The 24,168-nt window shown below is 70.9% G+C and carries 22 protein-coding genes and 1 tRNA gene; 11 read left to right on the top strand and 12 right to left on the bottom strand.

Features of this window, described 5'->3' with window-relative positions:
* The first annotated feature begins 62 nt into the window (after positions 1-62).
* From VF647_14470 to VF647_14455, 4 genes are all read left to right on the top strand, one after another.
* A complete protein-coding gene (locus VF647_14470; GenBank protein HEX8453303.1) occupies positions 63-560 on the top strand; it encodes a tail fiber protein in 498 nt (165 codons plus the stop codon).
* A gap of 16 nt (positions 561-576) precedes the next feature.
* The gene (locus VF647_14465) at positions 577-1,083 is read left to right on the top strand and encodes a tail fiber protein (GenBank protein ID HEX8453302.1); all 507 of its coding nucleotides are present in this window, start codon (positions 577-579) and stop codon (positions 1,081-1,083) included.
* Positions 1,084-1,094: 11 nt separating this feature from the next.
* Positions 1,095-1,619, top strand: a complete 525-nt coding sequence (locus tag VF647_14460) for a tail fiber protein (protein ID HEX8453301.1) — start codon at positions 1,095-1,097, stop codon at positions 1,617-1,619.
* Between the two features lie 146 nt (positions 1,620-1,765).
* Positions 1,766-2,263 carry a GNAT family N-acetyltransferase gene (locus VF647_14455; GenBank protein ID HEX8453300.1) on the top strand — a complete coding sequence of 166 codons (498 nt, stop codon included), beginning with the start codon at positions 1,766-1,768 and terminating at the stop codon, positions 2,261-2,263.
* Between the two features lie 102 nt (positions 2,264-2,365).
* Here the strand turns inward: VF647_14455 and VF647_14450 are convergent, their stop codons facing one another.
* From VF647_14450 to VF647_14400, 11 genes are all read right to left on the bottom strand, one after another.
* On the bottom strand, positions 2,366-2,659 hold the full coding sequence (locus VF647_14450) for a hypothetical protein (GenBank protein HEX8453299.1): 294 nt from the start codon (positions 2,657-2,659) through the stop codon (positions 2,366-2,368).
* A gap of 17 nt (positions 2,660-2,676) precedes the next feature.
* Positions 2,677-3,039 carry a hypothetical protein gene (locus tag VF647_14445; GenBank protein ID HEX8453298.1) on the bottom strand — a complete coding sequence of 121 codons (363 nt, stop codon included), beginning with the start codon at positions 3,037-3,039 and terminating at the stop codon, positions 2,677-2,679.
* Between the two features lie 142 nt (positions 3,040-3,181).
* Complete coding sequence (locus VF647_14440) at positions 3,182-3,955, bottom strand: enoyl-CoA hydratase-related protein (GenBank protein HEX8453297.1); 774 nt, start codon at positions 3,953-3,955, stop codon at positions 3,182-3,184.
* Positions 3,955-4,824 (bottom strand): 3-hydroxyacyl-CoA dehydrogenase family protein, encoded by an 870-nt coding sequence (locus VF647_14435; GenBank protein HEX8453296.1) that lies wholly within the window; start codon positions 4,822-4,824, stop codon positions 3,955-3,957. Before VF647_14435 ends, VF647_14440 begins: the two co-directional genes overlap by 1 nt.
* Before the next feature lies 1 nt (position 4,825).
* Positions 4,826-5,230: a hypothetical protein gene (locus VF647_14430; protein ID HEX8453295.1), complete on the bottom strand. Its 405-nt coding sequence runs from the start codon at positions 5,228-5,230 to the stop codon at positions 4,826-4,828.
* Positions 5,227-5,643, bottom strand: coding sequence for a hypothetical protein (locus tag VF647_14425; GenBank protein HEX8453294.1), 417 nt, complete (start codon positions 5,641-5,643; stop codon positions 5,227-5,229). The genes VF647_14430 and VF647_14425 overlap by 4 nt, the downstream gene beginning before the upstream one ends.
* Positions 5,644-5,659: 16 nt before the next feature.
* Entirely contained in the window at positions 5,660-6,448 is a 789-nt protein-coding gene (locus VF647_14420) for an enoyl-CoA hydratase-related protein (protein ID HEX8453293.1), read from the bottom strand.
* Complete coding sequence (locus VF647_14415; protein ID HEX8453292.1) at positions 6,445-7,647, bottom strand: acetyl-CoA C-acyltransferase; 1,203 nt, start codon at positions 7,645-7,647, stop codon at positions 6,445-6,447. Before VF647_14415 ends, VF647_14420 begins: the two co-directional genes overlap by 4 nt.
* An 86-nt stretch (positions 7,648-7,733) precedes the next feature.
* Positions 7,734-9,200 (bottom strand): betaine-aldehyde dehydrogenase, encoded by a 1,467-nt coding sequence (gene betB / locus VF647_14410; protein ID HEX8453291.1) that lies wholly within the window; start codon positions 9,198-9,200, stop codon positions 7,734-7,736.
* 108 nt (positions 9,201-9,308) lie between these two features.
* Positions 9,309-10,136, bottom strand: a complete 828-nt coding sequence (locus VF647_14405; protein ID HEX8453290.1) for an enoyl-CoA hydratase/isomerase family protein — start codon at positions 10,134-10,136, stop codon at positions 9,309-9,311.
* 44 nt (positions 10,137-10,180) lie between these two features.
* Positions 10,181-10,840, bottom strand: a complete 660-nt coding sequence (locus VF647_14400; protein HEX8453289.1) for a TetR/AcrR family transcriptional regulator — start codon at positions 10,838-10,840, stop codon at positions 10,181-10,183.
* Between the two features lie 158 nt (positions 10,841-10,998).
* Between VF647_14400 and VF647_14395 the strand changes: the two genes are divergently transcribed.
* A complete protein-coding gene (locus VF647_14395; protein ID HEX8453288.1) occupies positions 10,999-11,745 on the top strand; it encodes a hypothetical protein in 747 nt (248 codons plus the stop codon).
* Between the two features lie 37 nt (positions 11,746-11,782).
* Positions 11,783-11,864, top strand: a tRNA-Leu gene (locus VF647_14390).
* Positions 11,865-12,189: 325 nt separating this feature from the next.
* On the opposite strand, the gene VF647_14385 is transcribed toward VF647_14390, so the two are convergent.
* A complete protein-coding gene (locus tag VF647_14385; GenBank protein HEX8453287.1) occupies positions 12,190-12,912 on the bottom strand; it encodes a hypothetical protein in 723 nt (240 codons plus the stop codon).
* A gap of 342 nt (positions 12,913-13,254) precedes the next feature.
* On the opposite strand from VF647_14385, the gene VF647_14380 reads away from it, so the two are divergent.
* From VF647_14380 to VF647_14360, 5 genes are all read left to right on the top strand, one after another.
* Complete coding sequence (locus tag VF647_14380; protein ID HEX8453286.1) at positions 13,255-15,618, top strand: DUF11 domain-containing protein; 2,364 nt, start codon at positions 13,255-13,257, stop codon at positions 15,616-15,618.
* Positions 15,615-17,024, top strand: a complete 1,410-nt coding sequence (locus VF647_14375) for a hypothetical protein (GenBank protein HEX8453285.1) — start codon at positions 15,615-15,617, stop codon at positions 17,022-17,024. Before VF647_14380 ends, VF647_14375 begins: the two co-directional genes overlap by 4 nt.
* Positions 17,025-17,308: 284 nt before the next feature.
* Positions 17,309-17,815 carry a hypothetical protein gene (locus VF647_14370; GenBank protein ID HEX8453284.1) on the top strand — a complete coding sequence of 169 codons (507 nt, stop codon included), beginning with the start codon at positions 17,309-17,311 and terminating at the stop codon, positions 17,813-17,815.
* A gap of 45 nt (positions 17,816-17,860) precedes the next feature.
* The gene (locus VF647_14365) at positions 17,861-19,114 is read left to right on the top strand and encodes a hypothetical protein (GenBank protein ID HEX8453283.1); all 1,254 of its coding nucleotides are present in this window, start codon (positions 17,861-17,863) and stop codon (positions 19,112-19,114) included.
* Between the two features lie 37 nt (positions 19,115-19,151).
* Positions 19,152-24,168: SdrD B-like domain-containing protein (locus VF647_14360; GenBank protein HEX8453282.1), on the top strand; the 5,017-nt coding region annotated here is incomplete at its 3' end.

Here is a 24,168-nt window from a genome sequence, read left to right as displayed (position 1 = left end):
GGACGAGTACCCTCGCGCAGTGCCGCAGTCTACCTCCCCCACCTCCCCATCGAGGAGACCAGATGGCAGAACCGTTCCTTTCGGAAATTCGGTTGATGAGCTTCAACTTCGCCCCCAAGGGATGGGCGATGTGCAACGGGCAGCAGCTTCCCATCAACCAGAACCAGGCGCTCTTCTCCCTCCTGGGCACTACGTACGGCGGCAACGGGCAGACTACCTTCGCGCTCCCCGATCTGCGCGGCAACACTCCCATCCACGTGGGAAATGGTTTCACGCTCGGCCAGAAGGGGGGCGAGCAGAACCACACGGTGAGTATGGCCGAGATGCCCACGCACACGCACTTCCTGCAGGCCACGAACACGAACGGCTCCACCAACTCGGCCAACAATGCTTACCTGGCGGCGTTCAGCGGCGGGTACAACAACGTGGCGCCGCTCACCACCATGACTCCGCAGTCCGTCACCAATACGGGCGGGAGCCAGGCGCACCTCAACATGCAGCCGTTCCTCACCCTGACGTTCTGCATCGCGCTGCAGGGCATCTTCCCGTCTCCCAACTGACCCGCGAGAGAGCGAAATGGCGCAACCTTATATCGGCGAGATCCGGATCTTTGCCGGAAACTTCGCCCCCGCGGGGTGGTTGTTCTGTGAGGGTCAGCTCATCCCGATCAGCGAGAACGAGTCGCTCTTCCAGCTGATCGGCACCACCTACGGCGGCGACGGCGAGAGCACCTTCGCCCTTCCCGACCTTCGCGGGCGCATCCCGATCCACCAGGGGAACGGGTTCTTGCTGGCCGAGGCGGGCGGAGCGGAGTCGATCACGCTCACGACGCAGCAGATTCCCGTCCACACGCACCCGCTGGTGGCGACCACGGCGACGGGGAACAACCCGAACCCGGGTGGAAACCTGCTGGCCACCAATCCGGGGACGGTGCAGCCGTACGTGGAAGACACCCCGACGGTCAACATGGCCGCGGGCTCCATTCCCCCGATCGGGGGAAGCCAGCCGCACACGAACTTCCAGCCGTACCTGTGCCTGAACTTCATCATCTCGCTGTTCGGCATCTTCCCGAGCCCCACCTGAGGAGCGCACCCATGGCTGATCCGTTTGTCGCGGAGATCCGCATCTTCCCCTTCACCTTCGCTCCGAAGGGATGGGCGTTCTGCAATGGGCAGATCCTGCCCATCTCGCAGAACACCGCGCTCTTCTCCCTGCTCGGCACCACTTATGGTGGCGACGGCAAGAGCACCTTCGCGCTCCCCGACCTGGAGGGAAGCGCGCCCATGCACCCGGGCCAGGGCCCCGGCCTTTCGCTGCACGACCTGGGCGAGGTCGGCGGCTCCGAAACCGTGACGCTCGATGTCACGGAGATTCCGGCGCACTCCCACACGCTGCGGGCCAACAGCTTCGCGGGTGACAACTTGCAGCCCGGCCCCACCATCTCGCTCGCGGGCTCTACGGGCGCGCCCGCGTACGTGGGGGGATCGCCCGCGCTGGTCAGCATGGCCGCGCAGGCGCTGGCGCCCGCCGGGGGAAGCTTACCGCACAACAACATGATGCCGTACCTCACCCTCAACTTCAACATCGCGCTCCAGGGCGTGTTCCCGCCGCGCGGCTGAGCGGGGGCGGCTGGTGGCGAGGCACGGCCGGTCTGCCGCGCGCTTGGCGCCAGCGTGAGTACATGTAAGCGCGAAAAGTGAGGGGTGCGGCCGCGTGTTCCTGCGCGGCCGCACCCGTTTCGGTCCACCCTGAATTCTTGTGAGCGATGATCGTGGGGCGACAGGTGGAGGAGGTGACGCTCCGGCCGGCGGGGGACGACGACCTGCCCTTCCTGCTGCGCGTGTACGCGGAGTCGCGCGAGGAGGAGCTCGCGCAGGTGCCCTGGACGGCGGAGCAGAAGGAGGCGTTCCTGCGGCAGCAGTTCGAGGCGCAGCACGCGTGGTGGCGGGAGCACTACACCGGCGCGACGTTCGACCTCGTGCTGGTGGGCGGGCGCCCCGCCGGGCGGCTGTACGTGGACGAGTGGCCGCGCGAGATCCGCATCGTGGACATCGCGCTGCTCGCGGAGCACCGCGGGCGCGGGTACGGCACGCAGCTCCTCCGCGGCGTCCTGGACCGCGGCGACGCGGCGGGGAAGCCGGTCAGCATCCACGTGGAGCGCATGAACCCGGCGCTGCGCCTCTACCAGCGGCTCGGCTTCGAGCTCGTGGAAGACAAGGGCGTATACCTGCTGATGAAGAGGCCGCTCACGGGCGCGGCGTAGGAAAAACCATCACACAGAGAACACGGAGGGGCACTGAAAGACGCGGAGAAAAGCTTCCTCCGTTCTTTCGGTGCCCCTCTGTGGCTCTGTGTGAGGCGCTGTTCAGGCGAAGACCGCCTCGTAGCGCGTCCCGTCGCTCTCGGGCTGGAGCGGGACCAGGAAGAGCGGGAACGGCTCCATCCCCTCCGTGTCGACCGTGTACGTGGCCTGCGGGATCATGTGGCCGCGGTCGGCGCGGAAGAGCAGGGTGAAGGGCTGGCGCCCCCCGTCGCTCCTGTCGCCCCAGAGGGTGACCGAGATGAGCTCCGCGGGCATGTACTGGCGCTCGTCCACGATCACGCGGAAGGTCTTGCCCACGTGAGGCTGGAAGGTCTCGGCGGTGAAGGTATCGAGCATGGATCTGCGGTGGAGGGTTAGCCGGGAAGGACGAACGCGCCCAGGTTGATCTGCGAGATGCCGCCGTTGGACTGGAGCTCCGCCTGCCCGAAGTCGTTGAAGGCGATGGTGAGCTGCCCGCCGCCTTCGTACCGGAAGACCATCTCCTCGCCCTGGTAGGACAGGAGCACGCCCCACGTGGCCTTGCTGTACCCGCCGATCTGACGGTCCCCGATGTCGTGCACCATCATCTCCCCGAGCCCCGGCACGGTGATGGTCGCGTCGCCGAGCGCCCCCGCAGGGTGCCCGCTCGACCCCGGCTGGACGGTGAAGCTGGCGCCGGCGCTGTTGGCCACGACGATCGGGCGCCAGAAGTGGTTCGTGACGTTCAGGGTGTACATGAGGCGGGCTCCTGGAGGGATGGGATCAGGTGGGCTGCGCGCTGAACATGCACCCCCCGCGCGCGCACGGCCAGCCTTGGCCCCGGATGCGCCGAAACGTGCAAGCGCTTGCTCCGGGCCTCCGTGGCAGCCACCGTATCCTTTATCGTCCCGTGAAGCTCGCCGGGCGCTTCTCCAGGAAGGCGGCCACACCCTCGCGCTTGTCGTCGCTGGCGAAGCAGGTGGCGAAGAGCTCGGTCTCGTAGGCGAGCCCGGCCGCCAGTGGCATCTCGGCGGCGGCGCGGACGGCGGACTTGGCCATCTGCAGCGCGACGGGAGATTTGCCGGCCATGCCGCGCGCCATCTCCAGCGTGCGCTCGCGCAGCTCGGCCGCGGGGTGCACCAGGTCCACCAGGCCGATGCGCAGCGCCTCGGCGGCGTCGACGATCTCCCCGGTGAGGACGAGGCGCATCGCCTGGCCGGTGCCCACCACGCGCGGAAGCCGCTGCGTGCCGCCTCCGCCGGGGATGATCCCGAGGTTGATCTCCGGCTGCCCCAGCCTGGCCGTGTCCGCGGCGATGCGGAGGTCGCACACCAGCGCCAGCTCGCACCCGCCGCCGAGCGCGAAGCCGTTGATCATGGCGATCACCGGCTTGGGATACGCGGCGATCTCGTCGAAGACGCGGCGCCCCGTCATGGCGGCGCGCTGCTCCAGCGGCGTGCGCTCCGCGAACTCGGCGATGTCCGCGCCCGCCACGAACGCCTTCTCCCCCGCGCCGGTGAGCACCAGGACGCGCACCTCGGCGTCGTCGCGCAGCTCGTCGAGGGCGGCGATCAGCTCGCGGCGCACGGCGGCGTTGAGGGCGTTGCGCTTCTCGGGGCGGTCGACGGTCAGGATGGCGACGGCGCCGTCGCGCTCGATGCGGACGGTCTCCATCACTTCCCCTCCCAGTCGTAGAAGCCGCGCCCGCTCTTCTTCCCCAGCCGCCCCTCGGCCACCATGCGGCGCAGGATCTCCGGCGGGCGGTACTGCTCACCGCCCAGCTCGCCGTGCAGGTACTCCGCGATTCCCAGGCGCACGTCCAGCCCCACGACGTCGGTCAGCTTGAGCGGGCCCATGGGGTGGTTGTAGCCCAGCTCCATGGCGCGGTCGATGTCCTGCGGCGAGGCGACTCCCTCCTCCACCATCCGCATCGCCTCCAGCCCCAGCACGACGCCCAGGCGCGACGAGGCGAACCCCGGCGTGTCCGTCACCACGATCGGCTCCTTGCCGATGCGCGCGGCGAAGGCGAGCGAGGCATCGACCGTCACCTGTGACGTGTCGCGGCCGCGCACCACCTCCAGCAGCTTCATGATGTGGACGGGGTTGAAGAAGTGCAGCCCCACCACCCGCTCCGGCCGCCCCGTGGCCGCCGCGATCCGCGACACGCTCAGCGACGACGTGTTGCTCGCCAGGATCGCCTCCGCGGGGGCGGCTTCGTCGGCCTCGCGGAAGATGCTCTCCTTGAGCTCCATCGCCTCGGGCACGGCCTCGATCATCAGCCCCGCGTCCGCCACGGCGTCGCGGAGGGTCCCGGCGGCGCGCAGGCGGCCGCGCGCGGCGGCGGCATCGGCGGCGGCGACTTTGCCGCGCTCCACGCCCTTGTCCAGGTTCTCGCCGATGCGGGCGAGGGCGCGGTCGACGGCGCCGGGCATGGGGTCGAAGAGCGCCACGCCGTAGCCCGCCATCGCGCACACCTGCGCGATCCCGTGCCCCATGGTGCCCGCGCCGATCACGGCGACGCGGGAGATCGACAGCTCGCTCATGTCAGCTCCTGGAGTTGCGCGCCGGGAGGTTGCCGAGCGCGTTGCACACGGTTCCGAATACGCGCTTGCCGTACGGGTGCTCCGCGAACGGCTGCGGCGCGCCCGCGGAATCTCCGGTGGCGCCCAGGTCGGTCACCACGCGCGTTCCGCAGTTGACGCGATGGCGTGATTCAGTTTTAACCGTGGAGGTCGCGGGCGCATCGGGCGCGGTGCGGACCCCCTCGGTCTGGCGGATCCAGACGACGCGCGTCCCCGTCTCCAGGAGGATGCGCGAGGTGTCGAGCGAGGTGACGACGTTGTTGCTGGCGCCCAGCGTGATCCACGGCGCGGGCGAGCGTGGCACGTCGCGCGCCTTGCACGCGGCCATCGTCAGCAGTAACGCAGCGCCCAGGATGTGTTTCTTCATCGTGCCAGTTCGGGGAGACGCTTGCACAGGGCAGGGAAGACGTACTCCCCGAACGGGTGCTCACGAAAGGTGTGCCAGCGTGTGCCGGGACCCCGATCGATCAACCACCCCGTGCTGTCCCGTATCTCCATCACGATGTCGTCCACGCGTTCGGCGGCGCAGGTGATCCGCTGGTGGACGTCGACGCGGTGGAACGGCTCGCCGCCCTCCATCGAATCCGGCTGCACGAAGTCGAAGCGGAGCCACACGTCCGCTACGCCATCGCGCACCGAGAGGCGCGAGGTGTCCATCGAGGCGAGCGCGCCACCTCCCTCGTGGAAAGCGACCCAGGGGGCGGGCGGATCGGGGAGCCCCGATCCGCAGCCGGCGGAGCCGACCAGTAGGGCGGATGCGAGAAGATGGAGTTTCGTCATCGGGGTAGGGAGGCGGTCACTCGCCGCGGAAGACGGGGGTGCGCTTTTCGTTGAAGGCGGCGATTCCCTCCCGCGCGTCGGCGGAGCGGAAGCAGGCCATCTGCTCGTCGCGCTCGGCGGCGAGGATCTCGTCGAGTGAAGCGTCGAGGGAGCGTGCCAGTGTGCGCTTGGCCGCCGCCAGCGCCAGCGGCGGCTTGGCCGCGAGCTCCGCCGCGAATGCGCGTACCTCCTCCTCGAAGCGGCCCGCGGGGACGACCCGCTCGAAGAGGCCGATGCGCAGCGCCTCGTCGGCGGGGACCATGCGGGCGGAGAGGATCAGCTCCGCGGCGCGGCCGGCGCCCACCAGGCGGGGGAGGAACCAGGTTGCGCCCCAGTCCGGGTGCAGGCCGATGCGGTTGAAGGTCAGCCCGAACGACGCCCTCTCCGACGCGATGCGGATGTCGCACGCCAGCGCCAGCGACGCGCCGGCGCCCGCGGCGGGTCCGTTCACCGCCGCGATCACCGGCTGGCGCACAGCGCGCAGCCGGCGGACGGCGCGCATCCCGGACTCCACCAGCCGCTCGAACGCCTCGTCGTCGCCGCGGCCCACGAGGTCGCCGGTGACCTCCAGGTCCGCGCCGGTGCCGAAGGCGCGTCCGTTACCAGTGACGACCAGCACGCGAACCGCCGCGTCCTCCGCCGCGCGGGCGATGGCGTCGTGGAGGTCGTCGCGCATCGTGCCGGCGAAGGCGTTGAGGCGCTCCGGGCGGTTGAGGGTGATCCAGGCGACGCCGTCCTCGACGCGCAGCAGGACGGTGTCGCTCACTCGGCGCGCTCCACGATCATCGAGATCCCCTGGCCCACGCCGATGCACATGGTGGCGAGTCCGTAGCGCACGCCACGGCGCCGCATCTCGTGCACCAGCGTGGTGAGGATGCGGGCGCCGGAGGAGCCCAGCGGGTGGCCCGTCGCGACCGCTCCGCCGGAGACGTTCACGATCTCCGGATCCAGCCCCAGCTCGCGGACGCAGGCGACGGACTGCGCGGCGAAGGCCTCGTTGATCTCCGCCAGCCCGATGTCCTCGATGCGCAGCCCGGCGCGGGCCAGCGCCTTTCGCGTGGCGGGCACCGGCCCGATCCCCATCCGCTGCGGCTCCACGCCCGCCACGTCGCTCGCCACCACGCGCGCCATCGGCCGCAGCCCCATCTCCTCCGCCACCGCGGCCGAGGCGACGAGGAGAGCGGAGGCGCCGTCGTTGAGGCCGGACGCGTTCCCCGCCGTCACGGTGCCGCGCTCCGTGCGGAAGGCGGCGCGGAGGGCGGTCAGCGACTCGAGCGTGGTGTCGGCGCGCGGGTGCTCGTCGGTGTCCACCACCTTCGGCGGACCCTTGCGCTGCGGGATCTCGATGGGGACGATCTCGCCCGCGAAGTGGCCGGCGGCGATGGCGGCGGCGGCGCGCTGCTGGCTGGCGAGCGCGAAGGCGTCCTGGTCCGCGCGGGACACGCCGAACTCCTCCGCCACGATCTCCGCCGTCTCGCCCAGGGAGACGGTCCACTCCTTGGGCATCTTCGGATTCACGAAGCGCCACCCCAGGAGCGAGTCCGCCATCTCGGGGACACCGCGCGCATAGCCTTCCTGCGGCTTGAGCATCACCCACGGCGCACGGGTCATGCTCTCCACCCCGCCGGCCACGAACAGCTCCCCCTCGCCGGCGCGGATGGCATGTGCCGCGGAGCGGACGGCCTGGAGCCCCGACCCGCAGAGCCGGTTCACCGTCTGCCCCGGCACCGTTACTGGTAACCCAGCCAGGAGCCCGGCCATGCGCGCGACGTTGCGGTTGTCCTCGCCCGCCTGGTTGGCGCACCCAAAGATCACGTCGTCGATGCGCGCGGCATCGACACCCGTGCGCTCCACCAGCGCGCGGATGACGTGCGCCGCCAGATCGTCCGGCCGCACGGAAGCGAGCGAGCCGCCATAGCGCCCCACGGGGGTGCGGACGGCGTCGAGGATGAATGCGTCGGTCATGGAAAAAAGTCCTAAGTGCTAAGTCCTAAGTGCTGAGTGCTGGTACGTAGTTCAGCACTTGGCACTCAGGACTTAGCACTTTCAGTTTACCCCAGACTCACCCACACGCTCTTCACCTGCGTATACAGGTCCAGCGCGTGCTTCCCCAGCTCGCGGCCGTAGCCGCTCTGCTTGTAGCCGCCAAAGGGGGAAGCGGTGTCCAGGTTGTGGTAGGTGTTGATCCAGACGGTGCCGGCGCGAAGGCGGTGCGCGGCGCGGTGCGCCTTGCCGATGTCGCGCGTCCACACCGCGGCGGCAAGGCCGTAGATGCTGGAGTTGGCGATGTGGATCGCCTCGTCCATGTCCTTGAACGTCGTGATGCCGAGCACCGGGCCAAAGATCTCCTCGCGCGCGATCGTCATCTCCGGCGTCACGCGGTCGAAGATGGTGGGGTTCAGGAAGTAGCCGCGCATCCCGTTGACCTCCACCCGCTCGCCGCCCGTCAGCAGCTCGGCGCCCTCCGCCTTCCCCATTTCGACGTAGCCGAGGACGCGGTCCATCTGCTCCTGCGACACCAGCGGCCCCAGGCGAGTCTTGGGGTCGAGCGGGTCGCCCGCCTTCATGCCGCCCGCGCGCTTCAGCAGCTTCTCCACGAACTCGTCGCGGATCGACTCCTCCACCAGGAGGCGCGAGCCGGCGGTGCACGCCTGGCCCGCGTTGTAGAAGATGGCCATCGCGGCGCCCTTGACCGCGGCGTCCAGGTCGGCGTCGGCCAGGACGATGTTGGGGCTCTTGCCGCCCAGCTCCAGCGACACGCGCTTCAGCGACCCCGCGGCTTCGCGCTGGATGATCTTGCCGACCTCGGTGGAGCCGGTGAAGGCGATCTTGTCCACGTCGGGGTGCCTCACCAGCGCCGCCCCCGCCGACTCGCCGAAGCCGGTGAGCACGTTCAGCACTCCCGCCGGGAGCCCCGCCTCGGACGCGACGCGCGCCAGCTCCAGCGCGGTGAGCGGCGTCTGCTCGGCCGGCTTCAGCACCATCGTGTTCCCGCAGGCGATGGCCGGCGCCACCTTCCACGCGGCCATCTGCAGCGGGTAGTTCCACGGGATGATCGCCCCGCACACCCCCATCGGCTCGCGGCGCGTGTAGTTGAGGTACGGGCCGGGCACGGGAATGACGTCGCCCTCGATCTTGTCCGCCCACCCCGCGTAGTAGCGGAAGCAGTCGATCGACTCCTTGACGTCGATCATGCGCGCCTCGCGCAGGGGCTTGCCGTTGTCCATCGCCTCCATGCGCGCCAGCTCGTCGGCGCGCGCCTCCAGCCCGTCCGCGATGGCGTACAGGATGCGGCCGCGGGCGCGGGCGTCCATCCCCGGCCAGGGGCCGTTCTCGAACGCCTCGCGCGCGGCGCGTACGGCGCGGTCCACGTCCGCCTCCGCCGCCGACGCCACCTGCGTCAGCGGCTCGGCCGTGGACGGGTTCATCGTGTCGAAGGTGTCCCCGGACTCCGCGGCCTGCCACTCGCCGCCGATGTAGAGCTTCCCGGGCTGGATGTCCATCATGTGGTCTGCCATTTGTCCTGAGACTCCGTTACTGGAAACAGCGGGGGAACGTGGAACGGGGAACGGCGACGGCGTGCTCCTGGCCGTTCCCCATTCCCCGTTCCCCATTCCCCACGGTCGTTACTTGCCCGTGAACTGCGCCGCCCGCTTCTGCACGTACGCGTTCAGGCCTTCCTTGGCGTCCTGCGAGTTGAAGAGGAGCGCCTGCAGCTCGCGCTCCAGCGCGAGGCCCTGCTCCAGCGGGAGCTCGGCCCCGCTCTGGCAGGAGCGCTTGATGTTGCCCACCGCGAAGGTCGCCTTGCCGGGACGCGTGAACTGGCGCGCGTACTCCAGCACCTGGCCCAGGAACTCGTCGCGCGAGCCCGCGTCCAGCACCTTGTTGACGATCCCCAGCGACTCGGCCTCTTCGAACTCGAAGTTGGTCCCCTCCACCATCAGCTGGATCGCCTTGGAGGTGCCCACCAGCTTGGTGAGGCGCTGCGTGCCGCCCGTGCCCGGCAGCACGCCCAGCGCCACCTCGGGGAGCCCCACCTTGCCCGCGCCGCGCCGCGCGATGCGCAGGTCGGCCGCCATGGCGATCTCCAGCCCGCCGCCCACCGTGTGGCCGTTGAGCGCCGCGATCACCAGCTTGGGCGTGTGCTCCAGCCGCAGCAGCGTCTCGTTGGCGTGCAGGCAGAAGTAGTACTTCCAGGTGGGGTCCGCCTGCTGGAGCATGTTGATGTTGGCCCCCGCGCAGAAGAACTTCTCCCCCTTGCCCACGATCACGATCACGTCGACCGCCGGGTCGAAGCGCGCGCGGAGGATGGCGGCGTCGATCTGCACCATCATCTCGTGCGTGTACGTGTTCGCCGGCGGATCGTCCAGCGTAAAGATCGCGACGCCTTCCTGCACTTCGTAGTGTACCAGCGTCCTAGTGTCGCTCTGCGTCTCGGTGGTCGCGTTCGCCATCTTTGCTCCGGGTGTTGTAATAAGTAACGGTGTGTGCGCGCCGGTCAGGGCAGCTCGGAGCGCCACATCGCGGGGTGCGCGTCGCCCGGCGCGGCTGCGCGGGCGGCGTCGGACATGGCGGCGCCCGGGGGGAGGAAGCCCTCCACGAAGATCCGGTGCATGTCGTCCACCAGCTGGTCGATGGGGACGTCCACCTCCGGGCGGTGCCAGTTGTACAGCCAGTTCATCATCCCGAACAGCGAAAAGGTGGCCACCCGCAGGTCCACTCCGCCGTCCGGCCGCAGCTCGCGCAGGATTTCCATGGCGAGCTCCGTGAGCCGCCGCTTCTTCGCGTTCACCCGCCGCCGGAAGTCGCCCGTGAGCGACTCGCCTTCGTGCGAGAGCACCTTCATCTCCGGCGTGTTGGCGATGAAGTAGCGCAGGTGGTTCTCCATCAGCAGGCGCAGGCGGCGCTGCGGGTCCACTTCGTCCGCCACCAGCCGTTCCAGGTTGTCCAGCAGCGTGCCGAAGGCGTGGTCCTGGATGAGGAAGAGAAGCTCTTCCTTGCTGTTGAAGTAGTAGTACAGCCCCGATAGCGATACGCCCGTGGCGCGCGCGATGTCGCGGATGCTGGCCTGGTGATAGCCCTTCTCGGCGAAGATCGCCGCGGCCGTCCGCAGGATGCTCTCCAGCTTCTCGTCGTATGCGCTGCGCTCGTCCGTCATGTTCCGGTTGAGTGGGCGGATGTATCGAACGTCCGAACAACCTAGCCCGCGCCGAGAAGGGGTGTCAAGCCACGGCCCGCCCCTTGCTTGACGGGGGGCAAACCCCTGTTTAGCTTGGACTTTCTCCCCGGCAGGGCCCCGTTCCAATGGCGATCCGTATGCCGTACCGCTTCCGCCGTCCGCGCCAGGCGCTCGCCGCCGCGCTCGCGTGCGCCGCGTCCGCCTGCGCCGACCTTCCCACCGCGCCCGAGTCGTTCGTGCGGGAGGCGGGGGGCTCGGTGTGGGTGGCGGTGGTGGAGCCGGCGGGGTTCCCCACGGCGCGCACCTGGCTGGGCTCGCTTCCCGGGAGCGCGCCGGAAGGTGCGTCCGCGCGCACGCTGCTGGCCGATGCCTCGCGCGTGCGTAGGACAGGGGAGATCGAGGGCGCGCTCCTGCTGGAGGACCGCGCAGCCCGCGAGGCCTCCGCCGCCCTGCGGCACCCGGACGCGCGCCTCCTGCTGGTCGCGCTCGCTGCGGCGGATGAATGGGTGGAGCGCGCCGCGCTGCGCACCGAGGGCGGGCGCTTTCCGGAGCTCGCTCGCGCCGAGCTGGCGATGCGCGAGGGGAGCGCCCAGGCCCGCTCCCTGATGGCCGCGGGCGATACGGCGGGCGCCGTGCGCGAGGTCGTGCTGCTGGGCGAGACGGCGCGCGCGTGGGCTCCGCTGGCCGTCGCTCTCCGCGCGGTGCGTGACGCCGAGCGGCGCATCGACTCGACGCCAAACCCTTCCGCCAACCTCCTGCGCGCGCGGCATCTCCTTCGCGGTGCGCGCGAGGGCGTGGCCATGGGCGAGCCGATGCGCGCGCTGCAGCGCGCCACCTACGCGCTGCAGCTCATCGAGCAGGAGAGCGGCGCGCGCGGACGTTGAATCCGCACCCGCCGCCGGTTACATTGGTGGGCTCGCCGCCCGGATGGCGAAATCGGTATACGCAGCAGACTCAAAATCTGCCGCCGCAAGGCATGTCGGTTCGAGTCCGACTCCGGGCATCGGAAACGACGAAGGGCACCTCGCAGGGGGTGCCCTTCGTCGCTTTCGGGGCTGGTTGCCGGGGGATGAATCCCCCGGCTGGAACCACGGGAAGACCGCTGAAGCGGTCTCGCGCTTTTGTCATTCTGAGGGAGCCGCCTGCACCATCGTCCGCGTTTCGCTTCAGCTCGGGCGGCGACCGAAGAATCTAGCCGGAGCTGGGCCGGGGATCGCGCCTTACACCGGAGCCCTCGCAACGCGCAGTAGATCCTTCGCTCCGCGCCAGAGGCTGGAGCCGGGGAGAGGACGGTGGGGCGCGTCGCTCAGGATGACAAAGGGGTGGATTCACCCGGCACGGGTGAAGACCGCGTCGTGGATGGTTTGAGAGCCGTCCGCGGAGTGCTCGGTTAGGGTCGCCTCCATGCGCAGGGGGGAGGTGACGACGGCGCGCAGCTCCAGGTCGCGGCCGCCGAGGATCATGCGGCCGGTGCTCACGACGGCGTCCTGGGGGCCGCTCCGGGCACCGCGGACGTAGGCGTCGACCGTCACGTAGCCGCTCGGGCGCCGCTGCTGCGCGGTCCACCGGGTGTAGAGGGAGCCCTCCAGATCGGCCACGACTACCGTGAAGTCGGTCAGCGAGCCGACGATGGCGGAGGAAGACCAGAGCCCCGCCAGGTCCACCCACGCGTCGTGGGGTACCGGACCGGTCTCCTTCTTCGGAGGAGGAGCCGCGGCCGGTTTGGGAGCCGGCGGAGGAGCGACAGCGGCCGGCTGCGGCGCTGCCGCCGCTGGCTCGGCGGCGGGGGCCTCGGCGGAGGACGGGCGGGCGCGCCACTTCGCGAGCGCCTCGCGGATCTCGTCGAACGAGTCGTCGAGCGCGCCGTCGTCGGACTGCACTGCCATGGCGAGACGGGCGAACGCGCCGCGCATGGGAGCGGGTACCTTGATGGTGATCATCTCGAGTCCGCGGGCTCGCTCGCGGGCCCGGAAGTTCGCCTGGCGCTTGCGTGCGGCTGCCCGTTGCGCGGCGCGCCTTGCCGCTTCCACGTCCGTCGGATCGCTCGACATCGTCACTCCGGAGTGCTTGGTTACAAGTTATGCCAGGCGTTCAATAGTTAAGCGATCAGGTGCCCTCGTCGCAAGGGGAACGATCGCGATCGTGTGACAAGTGACCGTGTGGGCCGAAAGACGGCCAGGGCTCGTTCCGATTCGGGAACGGAGGCATGTTCCCTGACGGGAACGCGGACCCTGGTTCCCGGCGCGGATAGAACGCGCAAACAGTGGCGGCACAACACGTTGCGCGACGTGGGCCAAACGGTGCGCATCTTGTATGACTCTTCCGCGCCGGTCCCACCCGCGGCCCGCACATCCTTCCGCCCGGCCCCTCGGTACCTGAGTAAGCCTCTGCCTATGTCTGCGAGACTCCGAACCATCCTGTTCACCGTGGCGTTCGCGCTGCTGGCCATCGCGCCCGGCGCGTGGGCCGCGCCAGGCGTGTCGGTGACCATGGTGAGCAGCAAGCAACTCACGTTGGACAGCAACAGCCCCTGCACGGGACCCCGGGCCGCGTACGTGTCGTTCCGGGTCAACAACACCTCCGGGGCGACGCAGACGAGCCTGCGCAGCACAATTTCGGGCTTCTCGGGAGGAATCGCTCTGGCGGGCGGGCAGGCGGCCGGGCAGTGGATCGGTACGCTCGCCCCGGGCACCTCGCGGACGCTGTGGTGGTTTGTCAGCTATCCGTGCACTTTCGGGATCAAGAACGTGCTTGAGGTGTCGGTGAGCGACGACACTGGGTCGACCGCGGGCTCGGACACGGTTACCACTAGTAGCATGATCAGCGCCCAGGCTGGCGGCATCGTCAACAGCTCGACGCTCGGCGCTGGCGCCGTGGTGGGGCAGACGATCACGCTGGACGTGTCGTACGACTTCGGCGGCGCCAGCGTGGGCGACACGTACAACCTGCAGCCGGCGGGCAACAACACCTTCAGCGGCGGGTGCTTCCAGCTGGTTGGCACCACGGTGACGGCCTCCAACGTCCCCGCTGTCCCGATGGGAGTCCAAAACCTGCAGTTCTTCACGGCCACGTCGAACGCCACGGGGAACGGGTACACCATTAGGATGCAGTACTCCTTCAAGTACCTGTGCACGGGGGTCACCACGCTTGCGAGGCCGTACTCTAACCAGACTAGCGGCACGCAGCTCAAGTACTCGTCGAACTACCAGACCTTCGCGGGGGGGGTGGGTATCGAGTTTATGAGCGCCACGAACCCGTTCGTCGTCACGAAGTCCGTCACGCCGAGCGCGGTCCCGTCCGGCAGCACCGTCACCTACACCGTCGTCATCTCCAATCCATCTCCCTACAAGTCCGAAGTCGACTCCATCGTCGACGTGCTTCCCACGGGGGTGGTCTACGGCGGGATCGCGGCGGGGAGCCAGGTGACCACGGGCTCGCTTCCCGCCACCGGAAGCACGGGGACGATCGTGTGGCGGGGTACCCAGCCGACGCCGTACGCCCTCCCGGCGCAGGGATCGCTGACGCTCAAGTACACCGCCACCATCGCGGCGGCGGGCCAGTACACGAACAGCGTCAAGGCGATCACGGGGAACACGCAGCTCGGCCAGACCGCTTCGGCCACCGTGACGGTGGGCACCGCGAACCTCTCGGTCACCAAGACGGGGCCCGACTCAGCGGTGGTGAGCGACACCATCAAGTACGTCCTCACCGTCCAGAACCTGGGGCCGGAGCGAGGATACGGCGTCGTACTGAGCGACACCCTGCCGGTAGGCGTGACCTTCGTGCGCGCCACGCGCACCCCCACGCTGGTGGGACGGGTGCTCACCTGGCCGTCGCTCGCGTCGCTCGACGTGGGGGTGGCGCGGACGGACACGGTGGTGGTGGTGGCGCCGGCAGCGCTGGGGTCGGTGGTGAACGTGGGAGCCGCGTCATCCAGCAGCTACGACAACGACGCGACGAACAACAACGGCACTTCGTCGGCCTCGCGGGTGACGACCACGATGAAGTCCTCGATCTCCGTGACGCCGGACGGGCTCGTCTCGCCGACGCCGCGGCTGCCGGGCGGCGCGTACGGGCAGGCGTTCAACGTGCAGAACCTGTCGCCGGCGTCGGGGACGTACTCCCTGTCGCTGCGCACCACCGCGAGCGGCGCCGCATCGGTGTTCATCGCGGTGGACAGCGTGACGGGCCCGGGGATCGCGACGCCGGCCTCGTACGCTACCGCCACGGTGCCGCTGGCCGGACGCACGACGACGGTCTACACGGTTTGGTACCGCGTGCTCGCGGGCGACACGGCGGTGAACACGCAGTTCCTGAGGGCGCGCGCCGTGAGCGACACGCTGCTGCGCGACGACGGCTACGCCGAGGTGCGGCGCGTGCGGCCGGTGCTGACGCTCAGCAAGACGGTGTCGCCCACCGGCACCCTCGCATCGGGAACGGACCTTACCTACACGCTCAAGATTGCCAACGTGGGCGAGTACGCGGCGCGCTCCGTGACCGTCACCGACTCGGTGCCCACGCAGGTGATGTTCAAAGTGGGGAGCGTTTCGCAGTCGCTGCCGTCCGGGCTGACCGCCGCCGTCGCCTACCGGGACAGCACCGGGGCGGCGATCACGCCGGGCGGGAACGCTGCGTGCATCGTGGCCGGCGGCTACGACAGCTGCGTGCGGCGGATCGTGTGGACCCTGTCTGGCGATCTCCCCGCGGGCGCATCCCTCTCGGACGGGCAGTTCGCCTTCATAGCGCGAATAAAATGAACCCCTCCCCACCCGTGCGCGTGCCCAGGGCCACGGACGTGACGCAGACGTGCAGCGGCGCGAGCGAGAGCTCCCCGCGCGCGCTCTGCGTCTCCGTGCGTCCGCGCGCCAGGTGGCTGCGGGTGGCGCTCGCCTTCGCGCTCGCGGCGGGCGCGGTGGGGAACGCGGCGGCGCAGGAGGAGAGCGGGGCGGGGAAGGCGGCGGCGCAGGAGTCGAGCGAGGCGGGAGACACGGTGGCGCGGGAGGAGAGCGGCGCCGGGTACAGGGCGCCGGAGGAGGAGGGCGGGGCGGGGCACACGGCGCTGGTGGACGTGGGGATCCACACCGGCGGGTCGTACACCACCAACTGGTTCACCACTCCGGGCGTGGAAGGCGAGGAGGGCTGGGACCCGGGGTACGCGCCGACCTTTGGCGCATTCGCCCAACTCTGGCTGGACCCGCGCTTCGGGGTGAGGGTCCAGGGGACGTATCTGCCGGAGAACCTCCCCAACCAGGGCGCCCTCGACCAGAGCACGCGCGTCGTCAACAGCTACCTGTACGACGTGGACCTGGTGCTGCGTCCGTTCATCCTCTCCACGCCCAACACGCTCCTGCAGACGGTCTACCTCTACGTGGGTGCCGGCGGCTACACGGCCGACATCGGCGACTTCATGGCGCCCGGCGATGAAGGCGCGTGCATCCCCCACGAGTCGTGGACGCCGGCGGGTGTCTGCGTCTCGACCGACCCGGATTACTCGACGACGGGGATGGCGGTGGCGGGGGCGGGGATCAGTCTGGCCCGCGTTACCGATGACGTCGAAGCGTTCGGCGAGATCGCGGTGCACGCGTACGACTCGCCCGCCCACGTGGCCGACGGCGCCGCGGGAAAGGACCGCCTGACGTTCACCCCGCGCGCCGTCATCGGCCTCAAGGTCGGCCTCGGCCGTCGCGCCACGCCGGCCGCCAGGCGCATCCCCCCACCGGCTCCGCTCCCCGCGCCGCAGCCGCCCGCGCCCGTGCCGCCCGCTCCCGAGCCCGTGACGCCGCAGCTGGAGCAGATCCAGGTGTGCGTGATCAGTAACGGCACGCTGGCGGACGTGGCCGCGCAGCGCGACCCGGTCTCGGGCGACACCACCGTCGCGGGGCAGCCGTTCACCGCGGCGCTTCCGCAGAGCGAGTCCGCGGCCTCCGCGCCCTGGTTCGTCACGGACGAGCCGGTGACGTTCGGCGGGCGGCGTTTCGTCAAGTTCGGCCTGCCGCGCCTGCTGCGCGCCGGCGACGTCGTCAGGGTCGGCGAGTTCCGCGGGGTGGGCGTCTTCGCCGAGCCCAACGTGCGGCGGACGGAGGTCATCTACCTCCCCACCGGCTCCGGCTGCGAGCTCCAGCCGTACCAGCTCGAAGTCAAGGTAGGCGCCGTCCGCGGGTAGCCCCTCCAATCGGGTGTGCCCAAATGGGAACGTCCCCCGTTCCCGTTTGGGCACACGTTCCTAGCCGGAACCTCCGTCGTTCTCCCCTAAGTGACTGACCAGCAATGACTTACGGCGGCGGGCGCCACGGCCCGCTGCTTGTATTAGCAGTACACGTGCGAAGCTCCCATTTCGCACGCCGGGCCGGACCATGAACGACACGCTTCATGGGGCCCCGCGAAAACACCAAAAGAGCACACTCACCGGTCTCTCCGGACCGATTTCATCCCTGAAGCGAGGTTCCCATGAAGTCGATCGCACGCCTCCTGGTACTGCTTGCCCTTGCCGCAGCCCCCGCAGCGGCGCAGCAGCCCGCCGCGCCCGGCCCGCTCCGCGTGACGGCGCAGAACCGCACGGCGATCGAGCTGGCCGCCCGCGGCACGCCGCGCGGCGACGACCGCGTGCGGCCGGGCGACGTGGTGCGTTACCGCATCGCCTTCACCAACCCGCAGCGTACGCCGGTTCGTCCGGTGCTCGCGAACCCCATCGCGCCGGGGATGGCCTTCGTGGCCGGCTCGGCGCGGACGGCCCGCACGGACGCGCGGGCGGAGTACTCCATCGACGGGGGGAAGACCTTCTCCGTCCAGCCGATGGAGACGGTAGTCGTGGACGGCCGGCAGGTGCAGCGCGCCGCCGCGCCGGAGAAGTACACGCACGTGCGCTGGACCGTCGGCGGTTTCGTGGCTCCCGGGGCCACGGTCGTCGCGGAGTTCGATACCCGCTTCGGGGGCTCCGCTCCCGAGCGGCGGTAATCCCATCCCATCCCATCCCCACTCCCCAGTCCAAGGTCACAGGAGATGAACAAGACTCTGCGGCGGGTAGCCCTTGCGGGGCTGCTGCTCGCCCCGTTCGCGGCCAGGCCCGCTCACGCCCAGGTGACGCCGACCCCGGAAGGGACGACGATCACCAACACGGCGAGCGCGACCTGGACCGACGCGAACGGCAACACGTACTCGCCGGCCACGGCCAGCGTCAGCGTCCTGGTCGGCTTCAAGGCCGGGCCGGACGTGCAGTCGCCGGCGTCGGTGACTCCCTCGTCGCCCAGCACGGGCAACGAGATCGGGTTCACCATCGTCAACACTGGTAACGGTATCGACAGCGTGACGGCCTCCACCACGGCGGCCACCGGCGTGACGATCACCGGCTACAAGATCGGCAGCACCACCTACCCGACTCTCGCGGCGCTGAACGTGGCGCTGGCCAGCACGCCGATCTCGGCGGGGAGCAGCATCGTGGTGACGGTGGTCTACACGGTGGCGCCGGGCCAGGGTGGCCAGACGATCCCCGTGTCGCTGACCGCGACTTCGCGCCGCACGCCGGCCGCGACGGGCGCCACCGACAGCTCCACCACCAACGTGATTCCGGGAGTCGCCGCGTCGGTCGTCGTAACGCCGGACGGCGGCACGGTGGACCGGCTTCCCAGCGGCACGGGGCCGACGACGTACACGGAGACGTTCACGGTCCAGAACACCGGCAACCGCTCGGACACGTTCTCGCTCTCGGCCTCGGCCGGCAGCATCGTGAGCATCGTCTCGGTGAACGGCGTGGCCGGGACCGGCGGTTCCGTTTCGCTCGCGGCGGGCGGTTCCACCACGGTGGACGTGGTCTACACCGTCTCCAACAGCGCCGTCGCCGGCGCCACGGAGAGCCTGGTGCTGACGGCGACCTCGGGCAACGACAACACCAAGAGCGATCCGGGCAACCGGATTGTCCGCGTGGTCCGCGCCGCGATCAGCATGACCAAGGAAGCGTACATGGATGACCAGACCACGGTGATCGGCGGGCCCGCGTCCACCGACCGCGTACTTCCGGGGCAGTACATCCAGTACAAGGTGACCGTCACGAACACCGGCGGCGCCGCGGCGACCCTCACGGGCACGGGCTTCGGCATCACCGACGCGCTGCCCAGCCAGGTGACGTACGTCTCCACGTCGGCCGATGCGGCGGGGTGGACGATCAGCGAGAGCAGCGGCACCGTGAGCGCGGCGCTCACCGGTACGCTGGCGCCGGGCGCGACGCGGTTCTTCTGGATTCGCGTGCGGATCAAGTAGTCGAAACCGACGATCACGTAAACAGGAACCGATCCGAATGTCCTTCACCGGCACTCTCACCCGCATGGTCGCCCGCGACCCGAGCCGGACCCGTTGGGTCCGCCGGGCCCTGGCCGCCGCATGGGTGGCCGGCCTGGCAACCGTGGGGGCGCCGAGCGCCGCCACGGCCCAGGCCGGGGACACGGTCCTCGTGGTCAACCGCGTTTCCGCCACCTTCGGCACCCAGGAAGGGTTCGTGGGCACGGCGGAGGCGACGGCGACGGTGGTGGTGAAGATCACGGCGGGGGTGCGGATCACCGCGCCCCAGTCGGCGGCGCTCGTCCCGGGCGAGCGGCGTGTCTTCGCGCACCGGCTGGAGAACGTGGGCAATGGGCCGGACCGGTACACCCTGGCGGCCAGCGGGCCGTCGGGGTGGACCATCCGCCTGTACCTGGACACCGATGGAAATGGGGTGCTCGGGGCGGGGGATCTCCCCGTCTCGGGTCCCGTCCCCCTGGGGGCGCGCGAGTCCGCGGCGCTCCTGCTCGTGGTTGAAGTACCGAACAACGCGCCCGACATGGGCTCCACGGCGATCGACGTGAAGGCGACCAGCACGGCCGACCCCACCGTCAGCGACTCCGTGCGCGACACCGTAACGGTGCGCCGCCCGCTCGCCGCCCTCTCGCTCGGCAAGTCGGTGGACCGCTCCGACGCGACGCCGGGCGACACCCTCCGCTACACCCTTACCTACGCCAACGCCGGCGATGCCGCTTCCGGCGCGGCCGAGGTCACCGACACTCTCGCCTCCGTGCTTACCGCGGTCCCCGGCTCCCTGACGCTGAACGGCGCGGCCCTGACCGACGCGGCCGACGGCGACGCGGGCTCGGTGGAGCGCATCGCCGGCGGCCGCCAGCTCGTGCGCGTCCGGATCGGCGCCATCGCGGCCGGCGCGGCGGGCGGCATCTCCTTCCGCGCGGTGGTCGGCGCGGACGCGGGCTCCGAGCCCGTCCGCAACTCCGCCACGATGAACGTGGAGCGCCTCCCCGACACTCCGCCGATGGGCGCCAGCTCGCCCGTGGTGGAGACGCAGCTCGTCCGCGCGCAGCTCGCGCTGGCCAAGGAACTCGTGGGGTCGGACACGGTTCGCGTGGGCCAGACGGCCGAGTTCCGGCTGACCTGGACGAACAGCTCCGCCGTCACCGCCCGCGGGGTGGTGCTCGAAGACACCCTGCCGGCCGGGCTCGAGTTCGTCCGCGCCGACCGCGGCGCCGAAGTGACCGGCCGCGTGGTCCGCTGGAGCCTCGGCTCGCTGCGGCCCGGCGAGACGGGCAGCGCGGTGCTGACGGTGCGCGTCGTGGCGCGTCCCCAGGACGCGGCCATCGTCAACCGCGCCAACCTGCGCGCGGCCAACGCGTCACCTGTAACGGCCGAGGCGGGCGGGCTCAAGGCGCTCGGCTTCAACGGCGACGAGCTGGTCGTCACCAAGACGGCGGGCGTGCTGGAAGCCGCCATGGGCGAGGCGATCCCCTACACGGTCGCCGTGCAGAACAAGGCGAGCGTGTCGCTGCGCAACGTCCAGGTGGTCGACATCCTTCCCGCGGGGCTGCGCTACGTGGAAGGCCGCCTCACCGGCGCCGACAGCGCGCGCGTGGAGGGGAACACCGTGCGCTTCTGGATCGGCGAGCTGCCGGCGCTGTCCACGCGCACCGTCTCGTACGCGGCGACGGTGGTTTCGCCGGGCGACGCGCGGGCGCTGCAGAACCGCGCCACGGCCACGGCCGAGGGCGGCACGCTGCGCAGCGACACGGCCAGCGCCTGGGTGCGCATGCGCGGCGGCTTCGCGGTGCAGGTGCGCACCCTTGTGGGCAAGGTGTGGATGGACGCCAACGACAACGGCCGCCAGGAAGCGGGCGAGCGCGGCGTGGCGGGCGTGGACGTGTGGAGCGCCGACGGCGAGGTGGTGACCACCGACCGCGAGGGCCGCTTCTCCTTCCGCGACGTCCGCATCGGCACGCACGCGCTGCGCGTGGACACGGTGGGCGTGCCGGCCGGCTTCGGCTTTGCCCGCCCCTCCGATGCCGTGGTGCGCGTGCGGATGGAAGGGTGGACGACGCCCCGCGTGGACTTCCGCCTGGTGCCGCGCGGCGGCGCCGCGAGCGTGACTGTCACGGGCCCGAACGCCCCGGCCGAGCGCACCGTCGGCGGCGGCCCCGCCGCGCCGGCCTCGCTCTCCGCCGACGCGCCGGTGAAGAAGGACTCGCTCCCCGCCGCCGCCCCGCGTGTCGCTCCGGCGCGCACCGAGGAAGCCCGCCAGGCGGACGCCGCCGGCAGCTTCGCCACGGGACCCGCGGTGCGCTTCTTCGCCCCGGCGGACGGCGCGGTGATCGCCACCAACCGCGTCTTCGTGGGCGTGCGCGGCGAGCCGGGCGCCACGGTGCGCCTCTTCGACGGCGACTCCGCGATCGCCGAGGCCACCCTGCGCCCCGACGGCGTGGCGGACTTCATCGGCGTGCAGGTGGGCGCCGGTCCGCACCGCCTGCGCGTGGAGATGAAGAACTCGTGGGGCCAGCAGCGCGCGGACAGCCTCGCCCTGCACGTCTCCGGCGAGGCCGGCCGCTTCGAAGTGGACGGCACCGTCGCCGCGCTGCACGCCGGCGCCCCGCGCGCCGACACGGTGCGGGTGCGGGTGCTGGACACGTGGGGCGTGCCGCTGGCCGGCGGCGTCGCCGTGACGGTCGAGGGCTCCGGCGCCGAGCCGCTGGGCGTGGACCGCGAGCCCGCCTCCCCCGGCCAGCAGCTGCGCGCCGACAGCGCAGGGATGCTCTTCGTGCCGGTGCGCCCCGGCCACATCGTCGGCCCCGGCGAGCTTCGCCTGGCGAGCGGCAAGGCCGCCGCCCGCATCCCGCTGCGCGTCCTTCCCTCCACCCGCCCGCTGATCGCGACCGGCGTGGGGCAGATCGGCGTGGGCGCGGCGCCCGACGCGTTCGGCGCGGTGACGGTGCGCGGCGCGGTCGGCCGCGAGACCACGGTGAGCGTCTCCTACGACTCGCGCCGCGGCAGCCAGGCGGACGACTTCTTCGCCCGCGGCTACGACCCCAACGACGAGTCGCGCTACCCCACCTTCGGCGACGGCAGCGAGCGCCGCGTCCTCTCCTCCTCCACGCAAAAGGTTTCGGCGCGCGTGGAGCGCGGGTACGACTGGGTGGCGATGGGAGACGTGGAGACCGGCGACTTCGGCGGCGATCCGCGGCTTGGCACGTACGGCCGCTCGCTGACCGGCGTGACCGGGCGCGTGGCGACCGGCGCGGTGACGTGGCGCGCCTTCGGCAGCATGACCGACCAGGTGCTCGCCCAGCGCCAGGTGCGCGGCAACGGCACCTCCGGCCCGTACCGCTTCGGAACCTCCGTGCGCCCGGGCACCGACCGGGTGGCCGTTGAGGTGCGCGCCCGTGAGAACGCGGCCCGCGTCATCTCGCGCCAGGAGCTGGTCCGCTGGTCCGACTACCAGATCGACTACGCCACGGGCGAGGTGCTCCTGCAGCACCCGGTGCCCACCAACGACCTCGCCGGCAACCCGGTGTTCGTGGTGGCGATGCTGGAGAGCCGCTCGGGCGGCGAGGCCCGCTTCGTGGGCGGTGTGCGGATGGAAGTCGATGCCGGCCGCATCCTGCGCATGGGCGCCACCGGCGACTCGCTGGCCTTCTCGGTGATGGGCGTGCGCGACGGCGGCGAGCCGACCTCCGGCTTCGGCGGGCAGGACCTGCTGGGCACCGGGGTGCGCATGCGCCGCGGCTCCCTCTCCCTGCGCGGGGAGATGCTCCGTTCGCAGCGTCCCGACTCGTCGGCCTTCGCGGGCCGCGCCGAAGCTTCCGTGTCGCTGTTCAAGGACCGCGCGCGGATCGGGGCCGAGTGGCTCAAGGTGGGCGCCGGCTTCGCGCCGGGCACCGACCCGCGCCTCAGCGCCGGCGTGCAGGAGATCCGCGCCATCGGCGAGCTCCGCCTTTCGCCGGCCAACACCTTCAGCATCACGCACGACCGCCAGCGCTTCGACGGCTTCGGGATGGAGCGCGCCAGCACCATGCTGCGCAGCCGCAACGTGGTGGCCGGCCGCCCGCTGGTGACCGAGGCGGGAATGACGAGCGACAACGACGGCAACGGCACCGCCGCCTCCGCGCTGGGCAAGATGACGCTGTCGCTTACGCCGCGCGCGGACGTGTGGCTCGAGGGCGCGCACGTCCTCTCCGACCGCCGCCCGCTGCTGGGGAACGCGACGCTCCCCTCGCGGCCGGACCAGATGGGCCTCGGCGCATCGTACCGCGTCTTCGGCAGCACGCGCATCGAGGGCACGCACCGCTGGGTGACCACGCACGGCGACTCGGCCGGCAGCTACGGCCTCACCTCCGTGAACGTGCGGACCGGCGCCATCCTGGGCGGCCAGATGTGGGGCGGCCTGGAGCGCGCCGACGCCGAGCGCGCCTCGCACTCCGCGGTGCTGGGGTGGAACCAGCGGCTGAGCCTGAACGGCGGCTGGGCGCTCAACGTGCTCGCCGAGCGCCACTTCGGCCTCAACCGCGCGTCGCTCCTGGATCCGACGCGAGCCCTTCCCTTCGCGCAGACGGAGCGCGACCGCTGGTCGACGGGCGCCGGGGTCGAGTACCTCCCCACCGACAGCGCGCTCCGCTTCTCGGCTCGCGCGGAACTGCACGGCGGCGCGGAGGCCCAGGGCTACCGCATCGACGTGGCCGGCGACCTTCCCATCGGCTCGTCCGCTGCGCTCCTCACGCGGCACGACTGGTGGCAGGACAACCGCAACGTGGGCAACGGGATGCAGCTCGCCCGCCGCGACCGCTCCGTGCTCGGCCTGGCGATGCGCCCGGCGCAGCACAACGACCTGAACGTGCTCGCGAAGCTGGAGTGGCGGAACACGGTCAACCCGCTCCTCGCCGGGGGCGTGGGCTCGCCGGCCCTTTCGGAGCGGCGGCTGATCGGCGCCACGGACGCGCTGTGGGCCGTGCGCCAGGGCACCGAGATCGGCGCGCGCTACGCGGTGCGCTGGGCTTCGCGCCAGGACAGCA

The sequence above is a fragment of the Longimicrobium sp. genome, from assembly GCA_036387335.1.
Classification (GTDB): Bacteria; Gemmatimonadota; Gemmatimonadetes; order Longimicrobiales; family Longimicrobiaceae; genus Longimicrobium.
The sequence above is the reverse complement of the archived record's forward strand: the minus strand, read 5'-3'. Positions and strand labels throughout refer to the sequence as shown.

Excerpts from the sequence above, each read along its gene's own strand:
- VF647_14380 (HEX8453286.1), top strand. The coding sequence starts at position 13,255 with ATGTCTGCGAGACTCCGAACCATCCTGTTCACCGTGGCGTTCGCGCTG.
- VF647_14375 (HEX8453285.1), top strand. The coding sequence starts at position 15,615 with ATGAACCCCTCCCCACCCGTGCGCGTGCCCAGGGCCACGGACGTGACG.
- VF647_14415 (HEX8453292.1), bottom strand. The coding sequence starts at position 7,647 with ATGACCGACGCATTCATCCTCGACGCCGTCCGCACCCCCGTGGGGCGC.
- VF647_14400 (HEX8453289.1), bottom strand. The coding sequence starts at position 10,840 with ATGACGGACGAGCGCAGCGCATACGACGAGAAGCTGGAGAGCATCCTG.
- VF647_14470 (HEX8453303.1), top strand. The coding sequence starts at position 63 with ATGGCAGAACCGTTCCTTTCGGAAATTCGGTTGATGAGCTTCAACTTC.
- VF647_14450 (HEX8453299.1), bottom strand. The coding sequence starts at position 2,659 with ATGCTCGATACCTTCACCGCCGAGACCTTCCAGCCTCACGTGGGCAAG.
- VF647_14365 (HEX8453283.1), top strand. The coding sequence starts at position 17,861 with ATGAACAAGACTCTGCGGCGGGTAGCCCTTGCGGGGCTGCTGCTCGCC.
- VF647_14440 (HEX8453297.1), bottom strand. The coding sequence starts at position 3,955 with ATGGAGACCGTCCGCATCGAGCGCGACGGCGCCGTCGCCATCCTGACC.
- VF647_14405 (HEX8453290.1), bottom strand. The coding sequence starts at position 10,136 with ATGGCGAACGCGACCACCGAGACGCAGAGCGACACTAGGACGCTGGTA.
- VF647_14395 (HEX8453288.1), top strand. The coding sequence starts at position 10,999 with ATGCCGTACCGCTTCCGCCGTCCGCGCCAGGCGCTCGCCGCCGCGCTC.
- VF647_14435 (HEX8453296.1), bottom strand. The coding sequence starts at position 4,824 with ATGAGCGAGCTGTCGATCTCCCGCGTCGCCGTGATCGGCGCGGGCACC.
- VF647_14465 (HEX8453302.1), top strand. The coding sequence starts at position 577 with ATGGCGCAACCTTATATCGGCGAGATCCGGATCTTTGCCGGAAACTTC.
- VF647_14425 (HEX8453294.1), bottom strand. The coding sequence starts at position 5,643 with ATGACGAAACTCCATCTTCTCGCATCCGCCCTACTGGTCGGCTCCGCC.
- VF647_14455 (HEX8453300.1), top strand. The coding sequence starts at position 1,766 with ATGATCGTGGGGCGACAGGTGGAGGAGGTGACGCTCCGGCCGGCGGGG.
- VF647_14445 (HEX8453298.1), bottom strand. The coding sequence starts at position 3,039 with ATGTACACCCTGAACGTCACGAACCACTTCTGGCGCCCGATCGTCGTG.
- VF647_14370 (HEX8453284.1), top strand. The coding sequence starts at position 17,309 with ATGAAGTCGATCGCACGCCTCCTGGTACTGCTTGCCCTTGCCGCAGCC.
- betB (HEX8453291.1), bottom strand. The coding sequence starts at position 9,200 with ATGGCAGACCACATGATGGACATCCAGCCCGGGAAGCTCTACATCGGC.
- VF647_14385 (HEX8453287.1), bottom strand. The coding sequence starts at position 12,912 with ATGTCGAGCGATCCGACGGACGTGGAAGCGGCAAGGCGCGCCGCGCAA.
- VF647_14460 (HEX8453301.1), top strand. The coding sequence starts at position 1,095 with ATGGCTGATCCGTTTGTCGCGGAGATCCGCATCTTCCCCTTCACCTTC.
- VF647_14430 (HEX8453295.1), bottom strand. The coding sequence starts at position 5,230 with ATGAAGAAACACATCCTGGGCGCTGCGTTACTGCTGACGATGGCCGCG.